The organism is Streptococcus sanguinis, assembly GCA_013378335.1.
In the GTDB taxonomy this organism is placed as follows: Bacteria; Bacillota; Bacilli; order Lactobacillales; family Streptococcaceae; genus Streptococcus; species Streptococcus sanguinis_I.
Genome location: CP040556.1, coordinates 2,147,442 through 2,170,000 on the forward strand (window position 1 = coordinate 2,147,442; position 22,559 = coordinate 2,170,000).

The window sequence follows — 22,559 nt, forward strand, 5'->3', positions numbered from 1 at the left end:
TTTCTTCATTTTCTAATCAGTGTGTATTCTTATTCTTTTCCTTCAGCCTCAAAAGCTGCTTTCGCTTCTTGAGCTGCTTTTTCACGCGCTTTTTCAAGATCGTCAACGTGAATCACATCATCATCTTCACCTTCGTCTAGGTCACGCAGTTCCACTTCATTGTCATCTTCATCGAGAACTCGCATGTCCAGACCAAGAGATTGCAATTCTTTGACAAGCACACGGAAGGATTCTGGCACACCTGGTTTTGGAATTGGTTTCCCTTTGGTAATAGCTTCATAAGCCTTCAAACGTCCGTTGACATCATCTGACTTGTAAGTCAAGATTTCTTGCAGAACGTTAGAAGCACCGTAAGCTTCCAAGGCCCAAACTTCCATCTCACCAAAACGTTGTCCACCAAATTGAGCTTTACCTCCGAGCGGCTGTTGGGTAACCATTGAGTAAGGACCTACTGAGCGGGCATGGAGTTTGTCATCTACCATGTGGTGGAGCTTAATCATGTACATGACACCGACAGATACACGGTTGTCAAACGGCTCACCGGTACGTCCGTCATAAAGAATAGTCTTGGCATCGCTGTCCATACCAGCTTCGCGTACTGTATCCCAGAGGTCTTCTGAGCTTGCTCCATCAAAGACTGGTGTTGCAATATGGATGCCCAAGTTACGAGCTGCCATACCAAGGTGAAGCTCCATAACCTGACCGATGTTCATACGAGATGGTACCCCGAGTGGGTTCAACATAATATCAACTGGTGTTCCGTCTGGCAGGTAAGGCATGTCTTCCACAGGAACGATACGGGATACAACCCCCTTGTTTCCGTGACGACCGGCCATCTTATCTCCGACCTTGATCTTGCGTTTTTGAGCGATGTAAACGCGAACCAGCATATTAACGCCAGATTGCAGCTCATCACCATTAGCACGGGTAAAGATCTTCACATCACGAACGACACCATCGGCACCGTGTGGCACACGCAGAGAGGTATCACGAACTTCACGAGATTTGTCACCAAAGATGGCATGAAGCAGACGCTCTTCAGCAGAAAGGTCTTTTTCACCCTTTGGAGTGACTTTCCCGACTAGGATGTCGCCTTCTTTGACTTCCGCCCCGATGCGGATAATACCCATTTCGTCCAGATTGCGCAGGGCATCTTCCCCTACGTTTGGAATTTCGCGGGTAATTTCTTCAGGGCCAAGCTTGGTGTCGCGAGTTTCTGATTCGTATTCTTCCAAGTGAACAGAGGTGTAGACATCGTCTTTCACCAGACGCTCACTCATGATAACCGCATCCTCAAAGTTGTAACCTTCCCATGTCATGTAGGCAACGATTGGGTTTTGTCCCAGGGCCATTTCTCCCTTTTCCATAGAAGGTCCGTCAGCGATAAAGTCGCCTTTTTCAACGACATCGCCAACTTTCACCAAGGTACGTTGGTTGTAAGCAGTTCCTGAGTTAGAACGGCGGAATTTTTGAATTTGGTAAACATCAAGTGACCCATCTTCGCGGCGGACTTCAACCTTGTCGGCATCCGCATAGGTAACCTTACCATCATGCTGGGCAATGACTGCTGCACCAGAGTCGTGGGCAGCTTGGTATTCCATACCAGTACCGACATAAGGCGCTTTTGGATCAATCAAAGGCACAGCCTGACGCTGCATGTTGGCACCCATGAGGGCACGGTTGGAGTCGTCATTTTCCAAGAAAGGAATACATGCTGTCGCTACGGCAACTACCTGCTTAGGCGATACATCCATGTAATCTACTTGGTCCGATGGGAATTCTTGGTTATTACCTTGGTGGCGTCCCATAACGATAGGCTCCGCAAAGCCGCCTTTTTCATTAAGCTTAGAGTTGGCCTGCGCTACGATAAATTCATCTTCCTCATCAGCGGTCAGCCAAACGATTTCGTTAGTTACTACACCAGCTTCACGGTCTACCTTACGGTAAGGCGTTTGAATAAATCCGTATTTGTTAAGGTGTCCATAAGAAGACAAGTTATTGATCAAACCAATGTTTGGTCCTTCAGGCGTTTCAATCGGACACATACGACCATAGTGAGTATAGTGCACGTCCCGTACTTCATAGCCAGCACGGTCACGTGTCAAACCACCAGGTCCTAAGGCAGAAAGACGGCGCTTGTGAGAAAGCTCAGACAGAGGATTGTGTTGGTCCATGAACTGAGACAACTGAGAAGAACCAAAGAATTCTTTAATAGCTGCAGTTACTGGACGGATGTTAATGATTTGCTGTGGAGTCAGTACTTCATTGTCTTGTACACTCATCCGTTCACGAACATTACGCTCCATCCGAGAAAGTCCCAGACGAACTTGGTTGGCCAAAAGCTCACCAACTGCACGAATACGACGGTTCCCTAAGTGGTCAATATCATCTACACGCCCGATACCTTCAGCCAAGTTGAGGAAGTAGCTCATCTCAGCCAAGATATCAGCTGGTGTCACAATCCGAACCTTGTCAGATGGATTTGCGTTACCGATGATGGTCACAACACGATCTGGATCAGTAGGTGCCACAACCTTGAACTTCTGCAAATCAACAGGAGCTGTCAAGACAGCTGAGTCATTTGGAATATAAGTGATTTTGTTCAAACCATTGTCCAGCTGCTCTGCAATGCTGTCAATCACACTGCGGGTCATAACTGTACCAGCTTCAACCAAGATTTCTCCTGTTTCAGCATCTACCAATGGCTCTGCAATGATTTGGTTCAGCAAGCGTGTCTTGACGCTGAGTTTCTTATTGATCTTGTAACGACCAACTGCTGCCAAGTCATAACGATGCGGATCAAAGAAACGCGCCTCAAGGAGAGAGCGAGAGCTTTCAGCCGTCTTAGGCTCACCTGGACGAAGACGCTCATAGATTTCTTTCAGGGCTTCATCTGTACGAGAGTCCATTGGATTCTTGTGGATATCTTTTTCAATAGTATTGCGCACCAAGTCGCTATCGCCAAAGATATCCAAGATCTCATCATCACCTGAGAAACCAAGCGCACGCACCAACGTGGTAAATGGAATCTTCCGTGTCCGGTCGATACGAGTGTAGGCAATGTCTTTTGAGTCTGTTTCCAACTCTAACCAAGCTCCGCGGTTAGGAATAACCGTTGAACCGTAGCCAACTTTTCCATTTTTGTCAACTTTATCGTTAAAGTAAACCCCTGGAGAACGCACCAACTGGGATACGATAATCCGCTCACCACCATTGATGATGAAGGTTCCCATTTCAGTCATGATTGGGAAATCACCAAAGAAGACTTCCTGAGTCTTGATTTCACCAGTTTCCTTGTTAATCAGACGGAAAGTCACAAAGATTGGCGCTGAATAGCTGGCATCGTGAATGCGTGCTTCTTCCAGCGTATATTTAGGCTCACGGATTTCATAGCCGACAAATTCCAATTCCATGGTGTTGGTAAAGTTTGAAATAGGAAGTACATCTTCAAAGACTTCCTTCAGACCATGATCCAAGAAATCTTGGAACGAATCCGTTTGGATTTCAATCAAATTTGGTAAATCAAGAACTTCCTTAATTCTTGAGAAACTACGACGGGTACGGTGTTTACCGTATCGAACTTCATGTCCTGCCAAGTTTTTACTCCTTTATGATAAGATACTGAGCCCTTGATAAAGCGAGAAGAAAGGTATCTTTTTCTCAACGCTTTGAGGGCGAGTTCTGTGAAATGTTTTCAGAGGAAAATCCTCTGTCATTTACAATGCTGCAAAACAGCCACAATCAGTCCCTTTTGTTTAATTTTCAGAAAAATTAAATTATGGTTACATAATTCCTTTTTCCTAAAAATAGGCACAAAAAGAGCAGCTAAATCTGACTTATTCAAGTTTGATTTAACTGCTGTAAGCTTCTATTTGGACAATATTTCAAATAAAGCACACGACAAATTATTGTTATCATTATACCTTATTTAGCTAGAAATTGCAAGGATTCCATCCGCTTTCTGAAAAGTTAAAACTGTTCTTGATGCGCTAGTTCCCCTGCCGGTTATTGTTGGAATTGGAACTTGAATTAGAATTGGAGGTAGAACCGCCCAGAATAGCTGACCAAGCCTTCTGATAATCCGCATCTGATGCCCCGATACCAAAGCGGTAGGTCGTGGTCGGAGCGCCGTTTTTAGCCCAATAGCTAGGCACTGTCGGACCACTGAGATTAACAGAACGGCCGTTGACCGTTACTGTACCTGGTTTTTCCCCTGTGGACTTGAGTACATCAGACTTAATCACACTCGGATCAAGAGTGAACTTATCACCAACGCCCCAAGCATTTGGATCTGCTTGATAGATGGCATCTACCATATAGGCCATGTAGGAGGCGTTATTGTTATAACCAGTCAACGCCGCCATAGAGCTATTATCATCATGACCAATCCAGCCTCCCAAAGTCATCTTTGGAGTAGAAAGCATCAGCCACATATCACCGTTGCTGTTGGTTGTTCCAGTCTTACCAATCCAGTCGGCTCCAGCCAAGGTTCCGTTGACCTGACTGATTCTGGATTTGTAGGTCGTAGTAGCCCCAGAATTGATCACTCCCCGCATGAGCTCCTGCATAATCGTAGCCGCTGCTGGCTGTAAATCTGAACAGGATTGGCCTTATGCTGGTATATCACCTTGCCATCTCGGTCAGTAATTTTTTCAACCATGTATTTTTTCTGGTAGGTCCCATTATTAGCTAAGGTTTGGAAACCATTGGTGTGCTGAGCTACAGATACTTCGATTCCGCCGCCCATCGGGAGACTCTCAATGCTGTAGTCATCGATGTAATAGCCCATTTTTTCCATATAGCCACGGACATTGACCCCTTTTTCGCGTAATCCACGGTAAGTCCAATAAGCCGGGATATTCCAAGAAGTATTGAGAGCTTCTTGCAGGTCCATCATGGCTGTACCACGGCTGTCCACGTGCATAATTGGGTCACCGCTTGAAAAGTTAGTCGGATAATTAGAAAGAACGCTGGCGCTGCCCATCAGACCTTGGTCAATAGCAATCCCATAAGCCAAAATTGGCTTAATAGTTGAACCTGGTGACCGTTCCGTATCAAAGGCGTGATTATTCTGATTGGAAGCATAGTCTCTGCCTCCGACAAAGCCAATTACAGCACCGGTTTTATTATCCAAGAGGACATTTCCCACTTCAACTTCACCAGTTCCGTCATCCAAGACGCCGCCATAGTTGGCTACTGCATTTTGCATAGCGGTATGGATGTTCTTGTTAATCGTGGTGGTGACAGTATAGCCGCCATCGCTTAGTTCTTTAGCAGCTAATTCCTTGTAGGCCTTGACAGTATCGTTGTTTTTCAGCTCTTGCTGGGAAACATTGTCCCGCTGGATCAAGTACTCATACATAGTCTGCTGGGCTTCTTCGATAGCTGTGTAATAAAGGTAGCCATGCGAAGATTTTTCCGAGCTTTCAGAAGGCTTGAAATCCTTGGTCAAGTCGTAGTCCTTGTACTCCTTGTACTCTTTCTCGCTTAGATGGCCAGTCCTATACATATTATAGAGCACATCCTTGGCACGTTCCAAGCCCAGAGCCATATCCCCTTCACTCTTGAGACTGCCATCCGCTGCATAAGGCGAATAAACAATCGGACTCTGTGGCAAGCCGGCAATAAAAGCAGACTGGGGCACTGTCAAATCCTTGGCAGAGACACCAAAAATCCCTTGAGCAGCCTCTTCCACACCAGCGATATTCTGCCCCTTATTGTTACGCCCGAAAGGCGAAACGTTCAAATAGGTCGTCAGAATATCATCCTTGGACATGTAGCGCTCCAAAGCCAGCGCATCGACAATCTCGGTCGCTTTCCGCTTGAAGGTTGGCGCATCGCCCACTACCTGCTGCTTGATTAACTGCTGGGTAATGGTTGACCCCCCGCTGGACGAGCCAACTCCGACAACAGATCCGAGCGTAGCCCGAAGCACAGCCTTGGGCACCACTCCATTGTGGGTCTCAAAATTCTCATCCTCTGTAGCGATAACGGCTTTTTTAACATTTTCAGAGATGGCGTCACTCTTAACTGGGATGCGGAGCAAATCATTGTCCACTTCTGCAATCAAGCTACCATCGGCATAGGTAAGCTTAGAAATACCAGAGATATTATTCACTTGCTTGACTAGCTCTTCCTGCTCGGGCACTTCCACCTTACTGAAAAGACTAGCTGCATAGCCTATCCCAATCCCGGCACCGATTACGGCACCGAAGAAGATAAACACAAAAGCCATATTCATCAGAAGTTTAAAAGTCCGCAAGAAAACAGCAAAAACATCACCGATAGACCAGCCATTCTTGCTGCCAACGGTTTTCTTACCCCATTCTGGAAGATGTATTTTTTTGATAAACTGCTGGGCTTTTCCCCAGAACTCTTTTAATTTTTCTATTAATTGTTCCAAGTTTGATTCTCCTTTTTGTCCTCCCATTATACCAAATATCTATGATTTATTTCAAGGAATCATTGCTATTTAAAAGCTTTATGATACAATAGAGTAACATAAATTTAAAATATAGATAAGCCAATTTCTTGGCTTTTAGAATAGGAGAGACATGATGCACATTTTTGATGAGCTAAAAGAACGTGGCTTGGTATTCCAAACCACTGATGAAGCAGCTTTACGCAAGGCCTTAGAAGAAGGACAAGTCTCTTATTATACCGGATACGACCCAACCGCTGACAGCCTGCACTTAGGCCACTTGGTAGCCATTCTGACAAGCCGCCGCCTGCAACTAGCTGGCCATAAACCCTACGCTCTGGTCGGAGGAGCGACTGGATTGATTGGCGATCCATCTTTTAAGGATGTAGAGCGCAGTCTCCAAACCAAGGAAACCGTGGAAGGCTGGGTGAAATCTATCCAAAATCAGCTTTCTCGTTTTCTGGACTTTGAAAAGGGCGATAATAAGGCTGAAATGGTCAACAATTATGATTGGTTTAGCAGCATCAGCTTTATCGACTTCCTGCGTGACGTCGGCAAATACTTCACTGTCAACTACATGATGAGTAAAGATTCCGTCAAGAGCCGGATTGAGACAGGGATTTCCTATACAGAATTCGCCTACCAGATCATGCAAGGATATGACTTCTACGTCCTCAATCAAAACCACGGCGTAACCCTGCAAATCGGTGGTTCCGACCAGTGGGGCAATATGACAGCTGGTACAGAGCTCCTGCGCCGCAAGGCCGACAAGATTGGTCATGTGATGACCGTTCCGCTCATTACCGACGCTACTGGCAAAAAATTCGGCAAGTCAGAAGGTAATGCTGTCTGGCTCAATCCTGACAAGACTTCCCCTTACGAAATGTACCAATTCTGGATGAATGTCATGGACGCAGACGCTATCCGCTTCCTGAAAATTTTTACCTTCCTGTCCTTGGATGAGATTGAAGAGATTCGCCAACAGTTTGAAGCGGCACCCCACGAACGCTTAGCGCAGAAAGTCCTAGCTCGCGAAGTGGTCAGTCTGGTTCACGGTCAAGAAGCATATCAGGAAGCCCTCAACATCACTGAGCAGCTCTTTGCTGGAAATGTCAAAAATTTGTCCGTCAAGGAACTCAAACAAGGTCTGCGCGGTGTACCTAACTATCAGGCTCAAGCAGAAGATAACCTCAATATTGTAGAACTGCTTGTGACAGCTGGCGTGGTCAACTCAAAACGTCAAGCTCGCGAGGACGTCCAAAACGGTGCTATCTACCTCAATGGTGAACGCATCCAAGATTTAGACTATGTCCTCAGCGCCTCAGATAAACTGGAAGGCGAGCTGACAGTTATCCGCCGCGGTAAGAAGAAATACTTTGTCCTGACCTACTAAAGATAAAAATCCGATTACCTGAATCGGATTTTTCTATGTCTTACCAAGAAGAAGTCATTCAGCTCTATAAAAACAATAGAAAGAGAGAGCCTATGAAACCAAAACTCGCCCGCTTTGCCCAAGCTTCAGCCCTGGCCTGTCCACTCTGCCAGCAAAGCTTAGCTATGGAAGAAAACAGCCTCAAGTGCCCCAATCGCCATTCCTACGACATCGCCAAATTCGGTTATGTCAATCTAGCTCCCCAGGCCAAACAAGCTAAAGACTATGACAAAACAAGTTTTCAAAATAGGCAAGTCATCTTGGAAGCCGGCTTTTACCAGCATATCCTAGACAAGTTGCAGGATCTGCTGCAGACCCTGCCTGAAGAACAGATCATTCTAGACGTCGCTTGCGGAGAGGGCTACTATGCTCGAAAAATTCAGGAAGAATTTCCCAACAAAGAAATTTACGCTTTTGATTTATCCAAAGATTCTATCCAGTTAGCTGCTAAAAGCGATCAGAGCCTTGCTGTAAAATGGTTCGTAGGTGATTTGGCACACTTGCCCGTTCAGGATCAAAGCATGGATGTCTTGCTGGACATCTTCTCACCAGCTAACTATCATGAATTTCAGCGAGTATTGAAAAAAGAGGGGCTTATCATTAAAGTCATCCCAACAGAGAATCATCTGAAAGAAATTAGACAAAAAGCTGCTCAGTATCTGGACAAGAAAGATTATTCTAACCAACATATCATCCAGCACTTCCAGAAACACTTTACGATCCTATCTAGAAAGACTGTAGAATCAACTCGTGCTCTGCATTCTGAAGAGAAAACTGCCTTGCTGCAGATGACTCCATTACTCTTTCATGTTGAAAAAAATCTAATCAATTGGGAGCAGCTTACACATGCCACCATTTCAGCTGAGATTCTTGTCGGAAAACTAAAACAAGCAAAAATCTGAGCACTTTTCAGTAAAAAATGAAGTTATAGCAGCCATTTTAAAAGAGGCTGGGACAAAAGTCCTAGCCTCTCAATTGTCTTTGGATTGTCGAGCAAGACGCAGTGGTTGAGTGGGCTCTACTACGCTGATTTCATCAGCTTTTACAGCCCTACTCAACTGTGCGGAGGTGGGACGACGAAATCGAATTCTAACGAATTACCGATTTCTGTCCCACTCTCTCTTTGTTTATCAACTGATTAATAGACTGTCTTCTCTGTCTCTGGATCAAAGAAGTGCGCTTTATTGAGGTCGAAGCCTAAGTCAATACCTGCACCAGTTTCTAGGTAATCCCGTGAATCCACACGCGCTACAAACTCACTAGAACCCACTTGACAGTAGAGATGAGACTCTGCTCCCAGCAATTCAGAAACAGAAATCTTAGCATGCACAACTGAATTCGGGAAAGTCTCCAAGAAAGCAGCTTCTGCATTAACATCCTCTGGACGAATACCGAAGATCAGCTCCTTTCCCTCGTAACCTTTCTCCCGCAGAACCTTGAGAGCTCCTTCTGGAACTGTCAAGCGCAGACCTTCTGCTAAAATCTCATTCCCTTCAAGCTTAACTGGGATGAAGTTCATAGCTGGGCTGCCGATGAAGCCGGCAACGAACTTATTAACTGGGTTGTTATAGACTTCCTGAGGAGTACCAATCTGCTCCACCCGTCCAATCGTTCCAGTTCCAGCAGGATTCTTGGTCGCTGACATGATAACGATACGATCCGCCAAGGTCATAGCTTCAGTCTGGTCGTGGGTAACATAAATAGTTGTTGCACCGATACGGCGGTGAATTTTAGCAATCTCTGCCCGCATAGAAACACGCAGCTTAGCATCCAAGTTAGACAGAGGCTCATCCATAAGGAAAACCTTTGCATCCCGAACGATTGCGCGTCCCATAGCTACCCGCTGACGCTGACCACCAGACAAATCAGCTGGCTTGCGCTGCAAGAATTCCTTCAAGCCTAGGATTTCTGCTGCTTCCTTGACCCGTTTGTCAATATCTTCCTTGCTGTACTTGCGCAGCTTAAGACCAAAGGCCATGTTGTCGTAGACAGTCATATGCGGATAAAGGGCATAGTTCTGGAAGACCATGGCGATGTCACGGTCTTTTGGCGCCACATCATTAACCACTGTACCGTCAATAGAGGCAGTTCCTTCTGTGATGTCTTCAAGACCCGCAATCATACGCAGCGTAGTTGATTTTCCGCAACCAGACGGACCAACAAAGACGATAAATTCCTTGTCCTTGATATCTAGATTGAAGTCTTCCACTGAGTAGTGGTCGCTGTTGGGATATTTTTTATAGATATTTTTCAGATTTAATTCGACCATAATAAGCCCCTTCTTTTGATTAAAAATATTTTCTTTTAAGCTCTCGTTTGCAAAGCGCTTTCACATTGTCCATTATATCGTTTTTTTTTTACTTTTTCAAGCACTTTTAGTAAAACGTTTGCATAATTTTAAAAAATTTTCTCCATCAAAAAAGAGGCCCAGTGGCCTCTTTAAAATTTATTCTTCTTTTTTTCTACTACGGAGTGTCAATCCAGCTGCGCTTAAAATGCTGATAACTCCTGTAACTGTAAGAAGAGCATTAGAAGCTTGCCCCGTATGCGGCAAGACTGACACACCACTCTTACTTTCCTTGTTTTTAGGCTGAACTAGCTGGGTAATCATAGCTGATGAAGGCTGCTCTTGTACTGATTTGGAAGCATCAACTGTTGATAAAATACTGGTCGTCACTTGGTAAGCTGGTAAAGCTTCAGCCACAGCCGCGTCAGTGGCATTGACACCGCCAGTAAATTCAGGCCGAGTTGCTGTTGCTGCTTCTGAATCATTAACATTTCCACTGAATTCTGGTTGTGTAGACGCCTGTGGAGCAGTATCGGGATGAGTTCCAACTTCATGGTTAGACAAATCATACTCTGACGCTATCGCTGTTGTCGGCTCAGAGTCGCTGACCCCTCCGCTAAATTCCGGTTGTACAGAAGACTGAGGAGCTGTGTCAGGATGAGTTCCAACCACATGACTAGACAAATCATATTCCGACGCCGTTGCCGTTGCTGGTTCAGAATCGCTGACCCCTCCACTAAATTCTGGTGTAGCTTTCTTTGGTGAATCACTTGGAATAGAAGAAGTCCTCTCAGCTTTAGCAGCACTATTGACAATTGCTTCGAGAGTTGCAAGAGCTTTTGTCTGCTCAGCAGCAATCTGTTCCTGCAGCTTTTCTGCTTTTTCTGCACTGTCTACACTATCATCTAGCTGAGCAATCGTATCTGTCACCGCCTTTAATACTGCTCGAATCTTTTCTTTAGCTTGCTTTTTATCGAGTTCTGAAAGTGTTTGATGACGTTCAATTGCTTCAAGCTGTTTGTCAGCTTCTTCTTCAAGCTCATCTAAAACCAAATCTTTGCCAACTGGATGAATCGTGTCCAAACTAGCGATTCCAGCTGCCTCAATTCTCTCCAGTTCCTCTTCGGTATCAGCCTTTCCAAGCGCCGTTTTCGCATCGGCTAGAGTTGCTTCCGCTTCAGCTTTAGCCGTAGCCTGTTCTGCTTCTGACAGATTCGGGTTACTCCGTAAGTCTGCTAGCTTATCAGACAGAGCAAGATCTAGTTTCAGTCCAGTTGTAACTTTCAGCAAACCTTGCTTCTCTGCCGCTACTTGTTCTTGAATTTTTTCAGCATCATCAGGACTTTCAACCCAAGCATTATAAGCTGCAATTGCTTTTTGAGCTATGGCTGCTGCATCTTCAATTTTCTTTTTAGCAGCTGTTTTTTCCTCAGCAGAAAGACTTTGACTCTTCTCAACAGCCTCGATAGTAGCTGTTTTTTCTTCCTGAATTTCTTTTAAAAACTGCTCCTTGCCAATAGGGTGAATCTTGGCTAAGCGGGCTATAGCCGTTTCTTTTGCCTGGTCATAAACTTCCTGAGAATCTGCTCCTTCAATAGCCTTCTTGGCCGCTTCCACCACCTGCTCTATCTCGCCTCTAACTGCTTTCTTTTCTGCTTCTGAAAGATTAGGATTTGCTTCCAAGTCAGCTAACTTAGCTACTAGAGTGAAATCTACGGTTGAACTTGCTATAAATTTGAAAAACTTATCTTCCTCGGTTACTGCTTGCTCTTGAATCACTTCCGCCTGCTCTGCTGTTGCTGCATTAACATCTAATTTCTGAATTGCATCTTCTGCTTCTGCAGCCTTCCTCCTTACAGACTCTTGAAAGCTTTTCTTTTGCTCCTCAGGCAGCAAATCGCTACTATCTACAAGTTTGTCAAACTCTGCTTTCCCATTTTGGATTTCATCTAGAAGTAAATCTTTGCCGACTGGATTGATAGATTTGATGTCTGCCAATCCATCTTCTTTAGCTTGATCAATCCTTTCTTTATCCTCAGCTGCGGCAATTTCATTCTGAGCCTTTGCAGCTGTTTGATTGACTTCGTCCTTAGCTGCTGCAAGCTCCTCATCTGACAAATTTGGATTATTCCCAAGATCTGTCACTTTCTCAGCCAGAAATGTGCCTACTTCCGTGTTAGCAGCCTCCCTAACCGTTGTCAAATCCTGATTTACTGGCGATGCAGCAACTGGGCTCTCTACTGCATTTGCCACTGGTTGCTCCTCATCCGCCGCCACCAAACTGTGACCCAAAAACAGAGCACAAATAAGGACTGACCCAACACCTAAAACGGACTTCCGAATAGAATATCGCAAAACTTTTTCTGTTCTTTTCATTTTTTTCTCCTCTGAACATATTTTATTATCCTGATCATTAATCCTGAATAAAAAGTCCAGTCAAATCTCCCATAAATCTTTCAGATTTGGTTATTTTTAAACTACACTTTCTATTTGACTTCTGATAAGATTTTCTTTTTATTATTTTAACATATTAATTTGTTGAAATAAAATAATTACCGGCTTGATATATGTACAATTTTTATAAGATTGTCTATTTTTAAATAGACAGGATGTCCAGAAATATAACTGAAATTTTTCCATTTAACAATGTGTAAACTTTTTTAGTAAAAATTCTGGGCTATTTTCTAGCTTATTTCAGACAGAAAAAGTAAAATGGTATAGGAGGGATAAAATTATGGCTCTTAATACACGAGATAGGATTTTGGATGCATTTTTTGAATTAGCAGATAAACAGCCAGACAGGCTGCGTTTTACCTTTACAGAAATCGCTAAAGAAGCCGGTTTGTCAAGACAGGCCATTTACAAACGACACTTTAATAACACTACTGAAATTATCGAATACATTCGCCAAGATATGGTGAAGCAAGCTTTTGCTCCCAACTGGAATAGCAACAATTCTGAAGCGGGCTTAGATCCTTTCGCCTTTTTGGCTCAAACGATTCTTCCCGCTATTTATGAGCAACGCCAACGTATTAAAATATTATATACTAGTTCTGTCGATCCCCTGTGGAGCGATTTTATTACTGCCAGTTACAAGGACTGGATCGAGCAGAATCTAAATCTTGACCACCAAAAATTAGGTATTCCTGAAGACCTGGCCAATCAACTGCTGGCCGGCTGGATTAGTTCTCTTATCGAGAATTGGATCACTCAGGATGACCCCGTTCCTTGCAAGCAGTTTTCTAAGACATTTCTCAACCTTGTATCTTCACCCCTAACCAGCTTTGCTGCCTATGATAGTCCAGCTGGTCCTTCAAACAAAATTGTTATCGCATAACCAACTAGAAGAAAAACAGAGAGATGACAGAACCGGTCCTTGTTAGGGAAGACTGGTTTTTTATATTAAATTTTAAAAATAATTGGACATTTCCACTATAAAGTGTTATCATTTTAGTTGACAAACGGTAAACTGCTTTGTTGGAGTCTGCTCTATTCTTTTAGACATACCAGCAAGAACTTAATAAAAAAGAAGGAAGGTACTTATGCCCCAAGATACTCGAGACAAAGTCGTCAACGCCTTAATTGAGCTGGCAGAGCAAAATCCTGAAAAGTCTTATTTTACTTTTTCAGAGATTGCTAAACAAGCCGGTCTATCGCGCCAGGCTATCTATAAAAAGCATTTTAGTAATGTTGAAGACATTATCCAATACATCCGCCAGACAATTATGACTCCGTTTTTGCCCCTGTATGAAAGCTACGAAGAAGGAAATGGAGAAAATCCATTCTGCTTCTTTGCCAAGCATATGATTCCTACCCTCTATGAACATAGGAAATGGATGAGGGTGCTCTACACTACAGCTATCGATCCTTTCTGGAGTGACTATCTATCTACCTTCTTCACTCAGTGGGTCGTACAAAATTTAGAAATTGACTCTAAAAAATTGGGGATCTCAAAAGAGATGGCTACTGAAATTGTCGTTAGATGGATTAATTCCCTCATTGAGATTTGGATCATCAAAGAAGACCCTATGCCTGCAGAGGATTTCGCCAAGCTCTTCCTGAATGTAATTTCAACGCCTATGGAACAGTTTGTAATTTCTCAGAAAGAGTCCTAATTCAACTAAAAGCTATAAAACCTGCCTAATTTAGGCGGGCTTTTTTGTCGGTAAAATTTCTTACTTTACAAAAGAAAAAAGAGCAGATGTTTTTCTGCTCTAATCAATATATAAGCTATAAAACTAAAAGCCAAGCTTCATTTAATCTACTCGATAATAGAAGCTGCCTTGTTCGTCAAAGCTATTCAGGCCAACCCCTGTCCAGATTCTATCTTGGCCAGCATCAGAGTTGTCTGTAAAGTTTTCCTTGTCTGCGACCTTAACTCCCTTAGGAAGAAACTCAATCAGAAAACCTCCGCTTTCTCCGCCGTAGACACCACCAGCAGCAGTGCCATAGTCTGTCAGAGAAGCTCCATACAATTCATAAACACTTGAAACCAAGCCCTTGTCATCAAAAACAAGCTGGTTGCCAGAAGCATCCTGCCAGGTTCCTTTAACGCTGGCATAATTGCCATTTGCAAGTGCTGAAATGTCCATCGCTTCTTTCTTTTCCTTAGTTTTTTCTGTGCTCGTACTCTCTGAGCTAGTACTGCTAGCCTCTGAAGATGCTGCTGCAGTTGATTGACTGGATACCTGCTCCACAGAACTTGTTACCGATCCAGTACTGCTAGTAGGCGTCTCTGATTGATTCGTAGCACTGCCCTTTGAGCAAGCTGTCATAGCTAATAAAGCAGCTCCTGCTAGTAAAAAAGGTAAAGCTTTTTTCTTCATTTTTCTCCTCTTTCTCACGGTAAGATAAATCATGTGATTAGTAACATTATAGATTATTTTATCGCTTTTTACAAGAAGAATTCTAGCAGCTGGTCAGGTGCAAAGCTACTGACTTTATTCATTCAGCTTCTGCCACATCCAGAACCCTGTAGATTGTCTTTGCCAGAGCTGCTTCATAATCAGCTGTACCATAAGGCTTAGCAGTCGTGACTTGTGCTGTCTGCTTTTCTAGGTCTACCGCCACATCTGACACTCCCTCCATAGACAGGAAGTGCTGGGTGACGTGTTTGACACAATTTTGACAAGATAAGTTTTCTAATTGGACTGTTTGTTTCATAGATTCATTCCTCCGTATATTTAGTTCATTTTAAAGCGTCCTAGACGCAGAGCATTGACGACAACTGACACCGAGCTCAAGCTCATGGCTAGACCAGCCAGCATCGGATTGAGCAAGGGACCACCGAAAAGATGCAATAACCCCATAGCAATTGGGATTCCCAGGGTATTGTAGGCAAAAGCCCAGAAGAGATTTTCCTTGATATTTCTGATAGTCGCCTGGCTGAGTTTGATAGCCTTAACTACATCCTGCAAATCACTATGCATGAGCACTACATCTGCCGATTCAATAGCTACATCTGCGCCTGAACCGATAGCAATTCCTACATCTGCCTGGACCAGAGCAGGTGCGTCATTGATACCGTCTCCTACCATAGCCAGTTTTTTCCCAGCTTCCTGTAATTTCTTGATAGCAGTGGCCTTACCATCTGGCAATACACCTGCGATGACTTTTTGGATTCCAGCTTTCTGGGCAATAGCTGTCGCTGTTTCTTCACGATCCCCTGTCAGCATAATGACTTCCAGCCCCATAGACTGAAGTTCCTGCACAGCCGACAGGCTGCTGGATTTCATTTCATCTGCTACCCCTAAAATACCAGCCAGCTGTCCATCTACTGCGACAAACATGGCTGTCTTTCCTTCTTGGGAAAGCTCTAACATCTGCTCTTGAAAGGCACTGCTGTCAATGTTATTTTCTTTCATCAAAGACTCATTTCCCACCAGAAGCTGCTTACCTTCAACCTGAGCAGCCAATCCTCGTCCAACTATGGCCTCAAAATGACTGACAGGCAGTAAGTCAAGCTCCTCCCCTTCAGCAGCTGCCAAAATGGCCTGAGCCAAAGGGTGCTCAGAATGCTGCTCAGCACTAGCTATGAGCTGCAACAAGTCAGAGCGATTCAAATCACCCAAGGACAGCAGGTCTGTCAGACTAGGCTTACCAACCGTAATCGTCCCCGTCTTATCAAGAACAATAGTATCCAGTTGATAAGCTGCTTCCAAAGCTTGTCCAGACTTAATCAGAATCCCATTTTCAGCCCCTTTACCAGTCCCAACCATGATGGCTGTTGGAGTGGCTAATCCCAGCGCACAAGGGCAGGCAATGACCAGAACTGCGATAAAGATTGACAGAGAAAAGCTAAGACGCTCACCAGCCAGAAAATACCAGCCCATCGCGGATAAAGTAGCCAAGCTCAGCACGATTGGAACAAAATAAAGCGAAATCTTATCGGCTAAAGCCGCTATCGGTGCCTTAGACCCTTGCGCTTCCTCCACCAATCTAACAATCTGAGCTAAGGTCGTATCCGAACCCACCCTAGTTGCTTGGTAGTCAATACTACCATTTTGATTAATTGTTGCACTGGTGATAGTGTCGCCGACCTTCTTTTCAATCGGGATGCTTTCACCAGTCATCATAGACTCATCTACAAAGGTCTGGCCCTCCGTCACAAGGCCATCCACCGGCATACGCTCCCCTGGCTTGATACGGATAATATCTCCAACTCGGATATCCTCCGTATCAATGGTCACAGCCTCTCCATAGCGAATCACTGTCGCCTGACTAGGCACTAGCTCAAGCAGAGACTGAATTGCCTGAGACGTTCTGCCCTTAGCCGAACTTTCCAGATATTTACCCAGAAGAACCAAGGCAATAATCACTGCAACCGACTCAAAATAGAGCTGATGAACGAAGGCATGATAGCCTAGAAAAACCTGACCGACCGAGTAGAGGCTGTAAAAAAATGCTGCGCTGGTTCCCACCGCAATCAAACTATCCATATTAGGATGCCTCTTGATAAGATTGCGAAATCCTCTCTGATAGAAGCCGCGCCCAATCCACACAGCAGGCAGAGTCAAAAGAAGTTGTGACAGAACGAAGACCAAGGGATGCGCCATATGGTCCAAGAAGCTGGGCAGAGGAAGACCGACCATACTGCCCATAGAGATATAAAGTAAGGGCAGAGCTGTAACCAAAAGAATTAGTAATTCTTGCTTTTTCCTTCGCAATTCCTGCGCTTTCATCGCAGCCTCTTCATTTATATGGGACGGTCGGTCTTTTCCTTTTTCTTCTGCCTGATAACCAGCCTCGGCTACAGCATCCAGCACTTGCTGACTGTCAAATCCCTCCTTAGGCAGCAAACTGAGACGTTCTGTCGCCAGATTGACACTGACGTTCTCGACCGTTTCTAAGTCCTTGACCGCCATCTCAACTGTCATAGCACAAGATGCACAGGTCATTCCTGAGAGCTTGTATTCTTTTTTTCCATCATAATCTCCTTATCTGTGCCCACAACGACACTGACCTTGCGGGCAGTCGCATTTGATTTCCAATGGTGCCGACACTCTTTTCTTATCAATGACCTGGCTGAGTCGCTCCAAGTCCCCTTGACTGAACTGACTTCTCTCAATCATTGAAATCAAAAGGTCTCCGTGTTTAGTATTACAGATATTGTCAAAAAGAGCCTGCCAAGTACTTTCCAGATGATCCGCTTCTAAAATCCGAGCATCGTAGTAAAACTTGCCCTCGATTTTTTCCATAGCTATAAATTCTTTTGTCTTCAGACGATTCAAAAGGGTCTTAATGGTTGCCGGTTTCCAGGAAAAATCGGCTTCCATCCGCTCTATAATCTCTGTACTGCGACTATGTGGATAAGCCCATAGCACACGCATCACTTGCCATTCTGCTTGGCTAATATTTTGCTGTTCCATTATTTAATACTCCTTTATCATTTACATTTGTAATCTAACTCTTTATTAGTTTACATTTGTAATCGTAATTTGTCAAGTATTTTTATCGCTACTTTTCAAAATGTAAAAAAGAAGGCGGGATGGTCCCGTCTTCTTACTTTATTTATATTAATGCGCCAACATCTCTTGGGCAATTTCTTGACCAGTCAATTTACTTGGGTAGTAGGTTGGCCAGTTTTCCAGCTCGTCAAAGAGTGCTTCCTGGCTTTCGCCGCCATAGAAGATGTGGAAATGAGCTGCCTTGGTCGGTGCAATGTTGTGATCGCTAAACTGAACATACTTGTACTCACCAGCATCCTCGTCTGTCGCTTCGAACATAAAGCGAACTCCACGATTTCCCTTAGAGTAAGTCAGAGTATGCTTGCCAACGTATTTATACGTATATTTCTTGGATTTTCCATCTACCACAAATTCCATAGTATTGTCTGTGATATTGATATTGGAAACATCTGTCTTGTAGCCCTTGTCATAGTAGTCCTTGTATTCAGCTGCTGTCATTTTTCCAGTCAGCTTAGCCTTGTAGTCAAAGACTTGGTCCAAGGTACCGTCTTTCAGATAAGGGTAAACAGACTGCCACTCGCCAGCATAGTCAGACAAGGTCCGATCCTTGACAGCACTGTCTTCAAAGTAGCCGTTTTGGACTGTCTTATCGTCTTCTTCTTTCTCGGCTGCAATCTCCGCTCCCTCTTGGTCAGTTGTCTTCTTGAGAGCCTTTAGATTGGCCTGCATGATAGAAATATAGTCTGCCCCATCCTTGGTCTGCTCTTCGGTCAAGCTTTCCAGCGGATTCAAGACATCAAGTTCTACTCCTGTTTCCTTAGCCAGAGTAGAAGCCAGAGCCTGAGAGGCATTCTCTTCAAAGTAGATATACTTGATTTTATTTTTCTTGATATACTCAGTCAATTCAGCCAAGCGTGAAGCGGATGGCTCGCTATCTGGTGAAAGTCCAGAAATTGGCACCTGCTTCAAGCCATAGTCCAATGCCAGATAGTTAAAGGCTGCGTGCTGAGTGACAAAGCTTTTTTGCTTGGCATTTGCCAACCCATCTTCATATTCCTTATCCAAGGCTTCCAGCTTCTTGATATAAGCCGCTGCATTTTTCTCAAAAGCAGCTTTCTTGTCAGGATAAGACTTGCTCAGGCTATCACGGATGTGCTCCACCATTTTAATAGCCCGCTTCGGAGATAGCCAAACATGGGGATCATAGGCATGATGATGTCCCTCTTCACCATGGTCGTGGTCTTCTTCCTCTTCACCACCAGGCAGCAAGAGCATGTCTCCTGTTGCTTTAATAACCGTTTCCTCCTTATTTTTCAAAGTTTTTAACAGTTCAGGAACCCAAGTCTCCATGTTTTCATTTTCATAGACAAAGGCATCTGCATCCTGAATAGTCGCAACTGCCTTAGCTGAAGGCTCATAATCATGAGGCTCTGTACCAGCCCCGATTAAAAGTTCAACATTGGCCTCATCTCCAGCCACCTGCTTGGTAAACTCATAAACCGGATAAAAAGTTGTGACAATATTGAGCTTGCCATCTGCATTTTTTTGATTGGAACAAGCTACTAAGAAAATACTCAGTAAACCTGCTAATAGTAAGCTAATTTTTTTCATTTTCTGCTCCTATTTCGTAAATTTTTTGACCAGATTGACCAGCAAGAACAAGCTGACGAAAATAATCGTAATGCTGGCACTAGCTGGCGTCTCTGCATAGTAAGAAATATAAAGTCCAGCAATCATACCAAAGAAGCCGATGGCATTTGCCAGCAAAATGACCGACTTGAAATTTTTCCCAATCCGTAGAGCAATACTAGCCGGCAAGACCATGATGGTCGAAACAAGCAAGGCTCCCGCAGCTGGAATCATGAGGGCAATCGCAACACCCGTCACGATATTAAAGAGAATAGACATGGTTCGCACAGGCAGCCCATCCACAAAGGCCGTATCCTCATCAAAGGTCAAAATATACATGGGGCGAATGAAGAGGAAGGTCAAGACAAGCACCACAGCAGCAATGACAAAGAGAGAAATCACCTGCTCCCTACTGATAGTCACAATGGAGCCAAATAGATACTGGTCCAGACTCATCGAGCTAGAACTCTTGCCCTTACTCATAACAATCAAGGAAATAGCTAAGCCGGTTGACATGAGAATGGCTGTACCGATTTCCATGAAATTCTTATAGATCGTCCGCAGGTACTCTAAGAAGACTGCTGCGACAATGACGACAAGCACCGTTGTGAGAGTGGGTGATAGTCCAAGAACCAAACCAAAAGCCACACCTGCCAGTGAAACGTGACTGAGGGTGTCACTCATAAGGCTCTGCCGACGTAAAATCAGGAAGGTCCCCAGAATCGGTGAGAAGAGGCTCATGGCAATAACTGCCAAGAAGGCTCGCTGCATAAAATCATAGGAAAATAGATTAAGCATGGCTCACCTCCTGTCCATTGTCGCTTTCATGCACATTGAAACAGCGCCAAGGTGAGTCCTGATTACGGACCAGATGAATGTTGCGGTCAGCATATTTACGAACTTCTTCCGGATCGTGTGTAATCATCAAGACAGCTTTCCCATGCTGATGAGCACTATGGTGCATGAGCTTGTAAAATTCATCCTTGCTGCCTGCATCCATCCCTGTTGTCGGCTCATCAAGGACAAAAATATCCGGATCCGAAGCAAACATCCGAGCAATCACAGCCCTCTGCTTTTGCCCGCCAGAGAGAGAACCAATTCGCTTATCTCGATGTTCCCACATTCCAACCGACTCCAGACTCACCTTGATATGCTCCTCATCATGCTCATTCAAATGACGAAACCAACCCTTGCGCGGATAACGTCCCGACTTGACAAACTCATACACCGTACTAGGAAAACCAGCATTAAAACTAGCGATCTGCTGAGGTAGATACGCAATCCGCAGTTTCTTGCCTCGCACATTAGTCTTGGAAATCTTCACTTCCCCATGCTTGGGCTGCAAAATACCCAAACTAGCCTTGACAAGCGTCGTCTTAGCAGCTCCATTCTCCCCCGTCAAAGTTACAAACTCACCGCTGTCTAGAAAATAATGAATATGCTCCAGCACAGGCTCCTTGTCATAGTAAAAGGAAAGATTATCCACTGTGATATATCTCATTTGCCGATCTCTCCCACTAAGGCTTCCAAAAACTTCGCAATTGTCGCCTGTTCACTAGCGGAAAACTGCTCTGCCAATTTTTGATACGTCTCCAAAGTATGTGCGTGATGATGCTGGTGTTCCTTTGCAATCGGCTGAGCTAACTCAGTCAAACGGTAAAAGGTAACCCGTGCATCTCTCTTATCTTTAAAAGCTTGCAGCATCTCTTGCCGAACCAAAGATTTCACAGCCTTAGTCACAGCAGCTTGACTCACATTCAATTTTTTTGCCAAATCAGAATTTGTCAAAGATTCCTCAGACAAAAGCATCAAAATATGCTCCTGCGTATTGGTTAAAGGCACATCGCTCGTGCAAGAACCAATCAGAATCTCATGCTGATTTTCTGCTTTCAAAATAACTTCATTTAAAAATTGATCGATCTTCTGCGCTAAATGAGTCATTCCTTCCCTCCTTCTCTTAACCGGTTAAAGCTTTACTGGTTAATTATACCACAAAACAGAAAAGAGTCAAGAATTTTCAGTAAAAGCAGGTTGCTTTTCACAAAAAATATTTAATTATACAATTAGATTCTTAAGCCCTAAATAAAACTCAATCAGAGAATAAAAGGAACAAACCAAGCTGCCTCGTATTAGCATTCTAGATCTTATAAGCCATTTAATGGTGAAATTCTTCCATATCTCTTACACTAGTTGAGTGTAAATTTACAAGCAAAATCACGATTCAACTTTCCGCCTTAGCTTGCAAATAATTACTAAAGAGAAAACAAAAAAACGAAGTAAAATACTTCGCTAAACTTAAGCTATACCGGCGGCCGGGGTCGAACCGGCACGTCCGTGAGGACACTGGATTTTGAGTCCAGCGCGTCTGCCAATTCCGCCACGCCGGCTCAAGTTTTTAACTGGGGTAGCTGGATTCGAACCAACGCATGAGGGAGTCAAAGTCCCTTGCCTTACCGCTTGGCTATACCCCAATAATATTAAATAGGCGAGTGATGGGGATCGAACCCACGCATGCCAGAGCCACAATCTGGTGTGTTAACCACTTCACCACACCCGCCATATTTAAACACGGGCAGTAGGAATTGAACCCACACTGAAGGTTTTGGAGACCTTAGTTCTACCTTTAAACTATGCCCGTAAAGGTTATGGAAGGGGAGGGATTCGAACCCCCGAACCCGAAGGAGCGGATTTACAGTCCGCCGCGTTTAGCCTCTTCGCTACCCTTCCGATTATAAAATTATGGCGCGAGACGGAATCGAACCGCCGACACATGGAGCTTCAATCCATTGCTCTACCAACTGAGCTACCGAGCCAACTATTGCGGGAGCAGGATTTGAACCTACGACCTTCGGGTTATGAGCCCGACGAGCTACCTAGCTGCTC

15 protein-coding genes, 7 tRNA genes and 3 pseudogenes (1 of these 25 only partly in view) are annotated in these 22,559 nt (G+C 44.3%); 4 read left to right on the forward strand and 21 right to left on the reverse strand.

Annotation, left to right across the window (positions count from 1 at the left end):
- Positions 1-29: 29 nt before the first annotated feature.
- Together rpoB and FFV08_11000 are read right to left on the reverse strand one after the other, a co-directional pair.
- Entirely contained in the window at positions 30-3,596 is a 3,567-nt protein-coding gene (gene rpoB / locus FFV08_10995) for a DNA-directed RNA polymerase subunit beta (protein QLB53068.1), read from the reverse strand.
- A gap of 393 nt (positions 3,597-3,989) precedes the next feature.
- Positions 3,990-6,403: pseudogene (locus tag FFV08_11000) on the reverse strand (penicillin-binding protein).
- A 154-nt stretch (positions 6,404-6,557) separates the two neighbouring features.
- On the opposite strand from FFV08_11000, the gene FFV08_11005 reads away from it, so the two are divergent.
- On the forward strand, positions 6,558-7,814 hold the full coding sequence (locus FFV08_11005) for a tyrosine--tRNA ligase (GenBank protein QLB53305.1): 1,257 nt from the start codon (positions 6,558-6,560) through the stop codon (positions 7,812-7,814).
- 92 nt (positions 7,815-7,906) lie between these two features.
- A complete protein-coding gene (locus FFV08_11010; protein ID QLB53069.1) occupies positions 7,907-8,755 on the forward strand; it encodes a methyltransferase domain-containing protein in 849 nt (282 codons plus the stop codon).
- A gap of 152 nt (positions 8,756-8,907) precedes the next feature.
- Here the strand turns inward: FFV08_11010 and FFV08_11015 are convergent.
- From FFV08_11015 to FFV08_11025, 3 genes and pseudogenes are all read right to left on the reverse strand, one after another.
- Positions 8,908-8,979: pseudogene (locus tag FFV08_11015) on the reverse strand (NUDIX hydrolase).
- A 12-nt stretch (positions 8,980-8,991) separates the two neighbouring features.
- Positions 8,992-10,122 carry a sn-glycerol-3-phosphate ABC transporter ATP-binding protein UgpC gene (ugpC, locus tag FFV08_11020; protein QLB53070.1) on the reverse strand — a complete coding sequence of 377 codons (1,131 nt, stop codon included), beginning with the start codon at positions 10,120-10,122 and terminating at the stop codon, positions 8,992-8,994.
- 177 nt (positions 10,123-10,299) lie between these two features.
- The gene (locus FFV08_11025) at positions 10,300-12,516 is read right to left on the reverse strand and encodes a DUF1542 domain-containing protein (protein ID QLB53071.1); all 2,217 of its coding nucleotides are present in this window, start codon (positions 12,514-12,516) and stop codon (positions 10,300-10,302) included.
- A 358-nt stretch (positions 12,517-12,874) separates the two neighbouring features.
- Here FFV08_11025 and FFV08_11030 point away from each other — a divergent pair, with 358 nt between their 5' ends.
- On the forward strand, positions 12,875-13,477 hold the full coding sequence (locus FFV08_11030) for a TetR/AcrR family transcriptional regulator (GenBank protein ID QLB53072.1): 603 nt from the start codon (positions 12,875-12,877) through the stop codon (positions 13,475-13,477).
- A 205-nt stretch (positions 13,478-13,682) separates the two neighbouring features.
- Positions 13,683-14,255, forward strand: a complete 573-nt coding sequence (locus tag FFV08_11035; GenBank protein QLB53073.1) for a TetR/AcrR family transcriptional regulator — start codon at positions 13,683-13,685, stop codon at positions 14,253-14,255.
- A 141-nt stretch (positions 14,256-14,396) separates the two neighbouring features.
- On the opposite strand, the gene FFV08_11040 is transcribed toward FFV08_11035, so the two are convergent.
- From FFV08_11040 to FFV08_11115, 16 genes and pseudogenes are all read right to left on the reverse strand, one after another.
- Positions 14,397-14,732 carry a hypothetical protein gene (locus tag FFV08_11040; GenBank protein QLB53074.1) on the reverse strand — a complete coding sequence of 112 codons (336 nt, stop codon included), beginning with the start codon at positions 14,730-14,732 and terminating at the stop codon, positions 14,397-14,399.
- 55 nt (positions 14,733-14,787) lie between these two features.
- A pseudogene (locus FFV08_11045) lies at positions 14,788-14,966 on the reverse strand (hypothetical protein).
- Between the two features lie 118 nt (positions 14,967-15,084).
- Positions 15,085-15,303 (reverse strand): heavy-metal-associated domain-containing protein, encoded by a 219-nt coding sequence (locus FFV08_11050; protein ID QLB53075.1) that lies wholly within the window; start codon positions 15,301-15,303, stop codon positions 15,085-15,087.
- A 20-nt stretch (positions 15,304-15,323) separates the two neighbouring features.
- On the reverse strand, positions 15,324-17,537 hold the full coding sequence (locus tag FFV08_11055) for a copper-translocating P-type ATPase (GenBank protein ID QLB53076.1): 2,214 nt from the start codon (positions 17,535-17,537) through the stop codon (positions 15,324-15,326).
- A 39-nt stretch (positions 17,538-17,576) separates the two neighbouring features.
- A complete protein-coding gene (locus FFV08_11060; protein QLB53077.1) occupies positions 17,577-18,008 on the reverse strand; it encodes a CopY/TcrY family copper transport repressor in 432 nt (143 codons plus the stop codon).
- A 147-nt stretch (positions 18,009-18,155) separates the two neighbouring features.
- Positions 18,156-19,658, reverse strand: a complete 1,503-nt coding sequence (locus tag FFV08_11065) for a zinc ABC transporter substrate-binding protein AdcA (protein QLB53078.1) — start codon at positions 19,656-19,658, stop codon at positions 18,156-18,158.
- A gap of 9 nt (positions 19,659-19,667) precedes the next feature.
- Positions 19,668-20,474 (reverse strand): metal ABC transporter permease, encoded by an 807-nt coding sequence (locus tag FFV08_11070; GenBank protein ID QLB53079.1) that lies wholly within the window; start codon positions 20,472-20,474, stop codon positions 19,668-19,670.
- Positions 20,467-21,177, reverse strand: coding sequence for a metal ABC transporter ATP-binding protein (locus FFV08_11075; GenBank protein QLB53080.1), 711 nt, complete (start codon positions 21,175-21,177; stop codon positions 20,467-20,469). Before FFV08_11075 ends, FFV08_11070 begins: the two co-directional genes overlap by 8 nt.
- On the reverse strand, positions 21,174-21,617 hold the full coding sequence (locus FFV08_11080) for a MarR family transcriptional regulator (protein QLB53081.1): 444 nt from the start codon (positions 21,615-21,617) through the stop codon (positions 21,174-21,176). The genes FFV08_11075 and FFV08_11080 overlap by 4 nt, the downstream gene beginning before the upstream one ends.
- Before the next feature lie 362 nt (positions 21,618-21,979).
- Positions 21,980-22,063: transfer RNA gene (locus tag FFV08_11085), tRNA-Leu, on the reverse strand.
- Positions 22,064-22,075: 12 nt separating this feature from the next.
- Positions 22,076-22,147, reverse strand: a tRNA-Gln gene (locus FFV08_11090).
- A gap of 13 nt (positions 22,148-22,160) precedes the next feature.
- Positions 22,161-22,233, reverse strand: a tRNA-His gene (locus FFV08_11095).
- A 10-nt stretch (positions 22,234-22,243) separates the two neighbouring features.
- Positions 22,244-22,314: transfer RNA gene (locus FFV08_11100), tRNA-Trp, on the reverse strand.
- A gap of 8 nt (positions 22,315-22,322) precedes the next feature.
- Positions 22,323-22,403, reverse strand: a tRNA-Tyr gene (locus FFV08_11105).
- Positions 22,404-22,416: 13 nt separating this feature from the next.
- Positions 22,417-22,489 (reverse strand) — tRNA-Phe (locus FFV08_11110).
- 5 nt (positions 22,490-22,494) lie between these two features.
- Positions 22,495-22,559, reverse strand: a tRNA-Met gene (locus FFV08_11115); it runs 9 nt beyond the window's last position.